General features: G+C 59.5%; 5 protein-coding genes and 2 tRNA genes. 6 read left to right on the top strand and 1 reads right to left on the bottom strand.

Features of this window, described 5'->3' with window-relative positions:
* Positions 1 to 517: 517 nt before the first annotated feature.
* The 4 genes from HMPREF2849_RS06255 (at position 518) to HMPREF2849_RS06240 (ending at position 4,010) form a co-directional block, all read left to right on the top strand.
* Positions 518 to 1,300, top strand: coding sequence for a DUF11 domain-containing protein (locus HMPREF2849_RS06255; RefSeq protein WP_070862750.1), 783 nt, complete (start codon positions 518 to 520; stop codon positions 1,298 to 1,300).
* Positions 1,301 to 1,362: 62 nt separating this feature from the next.
* Positions 1,363 to 2,091 carry a hypothetical protein gene (locus HMPREF2849_RS06250; RefSeq protein WP_016421837.1) on the top strand — a complete coding sequence of 243 codons (729 nt, stop codon included), beginning with the start codon at positions 1,363 to 1,365 and terminating at the stop codon, positions 2,089 to 2,091.
* Positions 2,092 to 2,380: 289 nt separating this feature from the next.
* The gene (locus HMPREF2849_RS06245) at positions 2,381 to 3,124 is read left to right on the top strand and encodes a hypothetical protein (RefSeq protein ID WP_070862749.1); all 744 of its coding nucleotides are present in this window, start codon (positions 2,381 to 2,383) and stop codon (positions 3,122 to 3,124) included.
* A complete protein-coding gene (locus HMPREF2849_RS06240; RefSeq protein WP_101688002.1) occupies positions 3,117 to 4,010 on the top strand; it encodes a hypothetical protein in 894 nt (297 codons plus the stop codon). The genes HMPREF2849_RS06245 and HMPREF2849_RS06240 overlap by 8 nt, the downstream gene beginning before the upstream one ends.
* 14 nt (positions 4,011 to 4,024) lie before the next feature.
* Here HMPREF2849_RS06240 and HMPREF2849_RS06235 read toward each other — a convergent pair whose 3' ends face one another.
* Entirely contained in the window at positions 4,025 to 5,164 is a 1,140-nt protein-coding gene (locus HMPREF2849_RS06235; protein WP_070862748.1) for a histidinol-phosphate transaminase, read from the bottom strand.
* A 211-nt stretch (positions 5,165 to 5,375) separates the two neighbouring features.
* On the opposite strand from HMPREF2849_RS06235, the gene HMPREF2849_RS06230 reads away from it, so the two are divergent.
* A tRNA-Ser gene (locus tag HMPREF2849_RS06230) sits at positions 5,376 to 5,467 on the top strand.
* A 3-nt stretch (positions 5,468 to 5,470) separates the two neighbouring features.
* Positions 5,471 to 5,546, top strand: a tRNA-Arg gene (locus HMPREF2849_RS06225).
* Positions 5,547 to 5,654: the final 108 nt, after the last annotated feature.

The raw sequence follows: 5,654 nt of genomic DNA, 5'->3' as shown, positions 1-5,654 counted from the left end.
CACCGAGCGGACACACTTTTTGTCACTTAACCCTTGGCGTATGTACTGAGGTCGGCGACGGATAGTTGGACCTTTGGGCGGTTTTCGTGGTTAACCCCGTTATGGGGTGGTCGGACGGGCATGTAATTGGGCTCTTTGGATACCCCTGAACAGCGTTACAGGGGGCAAGCTGGGGTGTTTTGTCGCGGGATGGAAAATGGGGTCAATTTCGGCAGCGGTGGGGAATAGCCATTTCAGGGCAGTGTGTATTTCTATAGTTAAAAGTATTCCAGCCGGCCCAAACCTGTAACGCATGTGCGGACATGTGACTGGTGTGACCGATGTGGCGACATAGTTTTCGATTTTTAGGTTGATGTTCGAAAAATGGCTACTTGTTGCCGCCGTCGATAGGTGTCGTATTAACTATCGCCAAGTGAATCGCACGCCGATGCATCACGCGTGCATTCCTACTGGAGAACCCCCATGTTGGCCTACTCCGACCACAAGTCTTCGCATCGTTAAAAGGAGCCCGTGACAGATGGCAACTCGCACCGTACGTAACCGCAGCATTGCTCGCATTGCTGCACTCTCTCTAGCCGCAGGTATGACCTTTGCGGGATTCGGTAATACCGCACATGCTCAGGAACTGCCGAGCATTGATTCCATCACTCAGACCGTCACCGACGCCATTGGCGAAGTCACCGGTACTGGTTCCTCCAGCGCGACGCATAGCTGGAAGAACTCCAATGTGACGCGATCCGTTGAGGTCAATGGTGTCGCGGGTGCCGTCGTCAAGCCTGGCGATGTCGTGACCTTTACTCTGACCTACACGGACAACAACATCTGGGGTGCGAAGTCCTACATTCAGCGCATGACCGATGTCATTCCGAACGGCCTGCAGTACGTGGCCAACTCGGCGACGTACAAGGTCGGCAGCGATGACTGGGCGGATCCGAACGAGTCGGATAAGTGGCTGGAAATCGTTAACAACGGTGCGGTGGAGTTTAAGGCCGGCACCATCTTTCAGGCATGGGGCTCCCCGACCACGTCGACTGTGAGTTTCAAGTGGCAGTACCGCGTCACGGACGCGATTGCCGACGGTGCGTTGAATACGGGAACCGAAATCCACTTCAACCCAGGCGACAAGGTGGAGAAGCTGCATGACATGGGGCCGAAGCTCACTGTGAAGCGGGAGGCGCCGGCTCCGGGTATTCCGGGTGTTCCGGGTGGCTCGCTGGGCTCCCCGAGCCTGCAGTCGCCGGGCTTCCAGTCCCCGGGGCTGCCGTCGCCGGGGCTGCCGTCGCCGGGCATTAACCGCTAAGTAGTTTCCATCTGCGCACTTTCATCTCGATAGTTCTCAGGTCTCACAGAAAGCTTCTCAACATGTACAACGCACACGCCCAGACCACTAAGGCCTCTCGTCCGCGACGTCGCTCCCGTACCGCCATTGCCGCAGTTACCCTCGCAGCTGGCTTGACCTTCGGTTTCGGCGCTCCTGCCATGGCGCAGTCCCCGGGTCTGCCCTCGCCGAGTCTGAACTCGCCAGGACTTAATTCGCCTGGTCTGACCCTGCCGGGCTCGAGCGCCCCGAAGGTGAAGCTCGGCACTGTCGGTGGCCCGATTTGGTCTGCTGATGTTTACTCGCAGATTATCCGCGGTAAGGAGGTCCGACCGGGTGACGAGGTCACCATCCGTATTGAGGTCGTCGGCGTCAATGGCGAAGGCAAACTGCGGGGAATCGGCCACAACATCCCGGCTGACTTTGAGCTCGTTCGTGTGACTCGCCAGTCGCAGGACAATATCCTCGGTGGCGGTATTTACACGCTGAAGGAGGGGGAGTACGTCAACACCGAGCGCAACGGTAATCGTCAGGTGCGCCTGTCTTGGACGGAGGGCGGCTTCCTCGGTGTCTTCAAGGACAACCCGACTGTCAGCAGTTCGAAGTCTGTCTCCGTTGACTTCACGTACAGGGCTCCAGGCTATGAAGGTGAGTTCGACAACGGCGGCTACGCCAACTTGGGCGCGGCTTTTAACCCGACCGCGAACTGGGTCGTTGGCGGCGAAAAGGTAGTCGTGAACAAGAATGCGAAGCCGTCGTGGTGGCCGTTCTAACGACTGTTCGAGGTCGCGATTAGCGGCAGTTCTCTCTGAGGGATAAGTAAAAACTTCCCCCGGATAGAGAGCGAATTGCAGAACGTAACCCCCGGTCGCATGCGGTCGGGGGTTTCGTGTGTCCGAAATCTGCCACAGGTAGTTTTCGGAGGTAATTTAATTGCTCCGACCAACGTGTACTGTGGCCTGAAACAATACGGGCAAATTGCCAAAACCGGTAAGCTCGGTCTTGCTGTAATACAAACCCAGCGTCATACTGGCGGACGGTATTGAGGGAAAAGGTCGAACAATGGCAACGAATCGGAGCAACCACTCGGACGACTCGTTCGGTGAGTGGAGCATAAATCCGGGCACGTCAGATGATCAACCCTCCGCTGATACGCCGGCAAATGCGTGGAGCGCTGTGGATGGGGCACAGTGGGAGCAGCCTGAGGGGCAGACCCAGTATCTGCAGCAGCAGTATCCACAGTCCCAGCAGCCTGAACCATACCGCCCTGCCCCCTATGTTCCAGGTCCGCAAGCTGGTCCGGCTGCTGCGCCGCGCAATGACAACAAGGGGCTGACCATCGCGGTTATTGTCCTGGCACTCGTTGCGGTCGCTCTCTTCGTCGGCGCAATGGCTTACTTCTACTTCTCCGATTCGAAGGGAGTGAATTCGGCCGGCAGCAACTCGCCCCAGTCGGTTCAGTCCGCTAGTGCTGAGGATTCCTCCACGTCGTCGACTGCTGAGCAGAAGCGTCGCGCTGAAGGGTTCCAGCCGCCATCGAATTGGCGCCACTGCTCCGGCTCAGGCGATCCGGGTGATTTGAACTTGGTATATGCAGAAGATGTCGGCGGTAACACGACGACCTGTCAGTTTGCCACCAACGTCCGCAATTCCTTCGTTGAGCAGTATCAACTTACGAAGAAGCTCAACGGTACTGTCACCGCTAGCAGCCCAACAACAGGCAAGACATACAGCATGACCTGCCGCGATAACGGTGAGGTTGTCACTTGTACCGGCGGTACGAATGCGACGGTGCACATTGTCTAAACGTCTCCGAGTAGCTCTGGCCGCAACCGCCGTCGTCACGCTCGGCCTTAGCGCCTGCACCATCGGCACCGACTCGGCGGACATGCCGTCGCCGACGCTATCCAATCCGCTTGACGACGGCCCCGGCGGAGCATCCTCCGACGGGAAAGTTGTGCCCGGTGAGATGCCTCGCGAAGTTGTCGAGGCAGTGAAGTCCGCGCAAAAGGAACTCGGTGGTCTGGCCGGCGCCGCTCTGGCAACGCCGGATAAGGATTCCGAAGTGGTTGCCACAGGTGACTTCAAAACGGGTCCGGCCTGGTCTACCTCCAAGGTGCCGATTGCGGTGGCTTATGTGCGCCAATCGGGCGTGGATTCCCTGGTCGAAGCCGCAATCACGGTTTCCGATAACGATGCGGCTGAGTCCATGTGGTACTCCCTGGGCGATGACGCGACCGCGGGCGCGACCACCGACGAGATTCTCCGAGAGGGCCACGACACCCGCACCGTCATGGGCACTGACCGCATCCGTGCGGAATACACCGTCTTCGGGCAGACGCAGTGGGATTTGCGCGACCAGGCTATTTTCGGCGCCAATTTGCAGTGCATCGAGGCGGGCCCAAAGGTCGCTGACCTCATGGGACAGATTGCCGACGAGCAGTCCTACGGCCTCGGACGCATCCGCGGTGCCCACTTCAAGGGTGGGTGGGGCCCAGATGATGAAGGTGTCTACCTTGTGCGGCAGTTCGGCTATCTGCCGGGCAAGAAGCCGGGCACCTTCGTTGGTGTCGCTATCGCAGCCCAGCCTGACGACGGCACCTATGAGACCGGCCAGCAAATGCTTGACCGCATCGCAAAGGCGATTGAGCGCAGCGGTGGCGCGACCACCGGCCGCGCCGGTAGCTGCTAGCTGAGCGATAGCTGTTAGCGCTCAATTCCTAGCGCAGCCAGCAGCTGCGAGGTCTCTTCCTCAGTAGTGATGGTGATGCGAGCACCTTCGCCGGCAAAGCAGCGGATGAGAATGTTGCGCTGCGCCAGGAAGTCACCGAGATCCGTGGTGGTGGCCACCGAGACGTCGTCAAGCAAAGAGAGATTCGCGATCCGCCCCTCGTCAATCCAAATGAAGTTGGCCTGCGAGTTCGGCAGCACCGTCTCGCGGCCGGTGGCGGCGTTGATGGCCTCTGTGACGGCGACGCGCTGTGCGCGGACCTCAGCAATGCGGGCGGTGAGCTCTTCCTGTGCGTCGAGCGAGGTGAGCGCGGCAATCTGCGCGAGAGTGTTTACGGAGAAGGGGATAGCGACCTTATTCACGGCCTCCACAAGCTTCTCCGGGCCGAACATGTAGCCCACACGAAGCCCGGCCAAACCGTAGACCTTGGAGAATGTGCGCAGGCCAACCAGGTTGGGGTAGGTATCCAGCAGCTCATGCGCCAACGGGGTAGCAGCATGAGTGGCCTCGTCTACCAGCTCGATGTACGCCTCGTCGAGAGCGACCACAACATCGCCCGGAACCTGCGCCATAAACTCCGCGAATGCCTCGCGAGTGATGGTCGTGCCCGTCGGGTTATTGGGATTACAGACGAAAACCAGGCGTGTGCGGCCGGTGATAGCGGCAGCCATTGCCGAAAGATCATTGCGACCCTGCGCATCCAGCGGCACCGGCACCGGAGTAGCCCCAGCGACGCGAGCGAGAATGGGGTAGGCCTCGAAGCTGCGCCACGGGAACACGACCTCATCCCCATCCGCACAGGTGGCCTGTACGAGCTGCAGGCACAGAGCAGAGGAGCCGCAGCCGACCGCGACCTGCTCCAGGGGCAGACCCAGATGCTCGCCGAGCTTAATGCGCAGGTCAACCGCGCCCATGTCCGGGTAGCGGTTCGGGCTGGTGGTTGGGTCAGCGATGGTCTGCGAGATGGCCTCCACCACCGAGGGCAGTGGCGGTTGGGTCATTTCATTGGACGCGATCTTCAGCGCGCCGGGCACAGCCTTGCCCGGGACATAGGCCGGAACCTGCTCGAGGTCGGCGCGGGTTTTGGGCTGAACTGAAGATGCATCGTTGGTCATAGGCCTAACTGTAGAACATGGCCCGGATTGGGCAGTACAGAATCCCCGCAAAATCCCAAGGTGTGGTCGCTATTTGTGGCGCCGTATTTGGTGGCTCCGCGGGTGTTTTGCTTTTCAATTCTTGTGTTCTGTAGGATTGGCTGCGGTTATTTGGTCTCGTCCACGCAATGGCGAACAGCTTTGCTGAAGCGGGACCGATGCCAGTGGTTTTGGAGGCGTGCCAGAGCGGCCGAATGGGGCTCCCTGCTAAGGAGTTGCCTGTCTTGCGACGGGCCGGAGGTTCGAATCCTCTCGCCTCCGCCACACGCGCCCGTAGCTCAACGGATAGAGCATCTGACTACGGATCAGAAGGTTAGGGGTTCGAATCCCTTCGGGCGCACCATGTAGACCCGCACCTTGTAGGTGCGGGTCTTTTTGTTTTATTACCTGGCAGTGCAGCGCGAGCCGGGGCATTGCGGGGGTTAAGTGACAAAAAGTGTGTCCGCTCGGT

This window comes from Corynebacterium sp. HMSC073B01 (assembly GCF_001838255.1).
GTDB classification, from domain to species: Bacteria; Actinomycetota; Actinomycetes; order Mycobacteriales; family Mycobacteriaceae; genus Corynebacterium; species Corynebacterium jeikeium_D.
The sequence above is the reverse complement of the archived record's forward strand: the minus strand, read 5'-3'. Positions and strand labels throughout refer to the sequence as shown.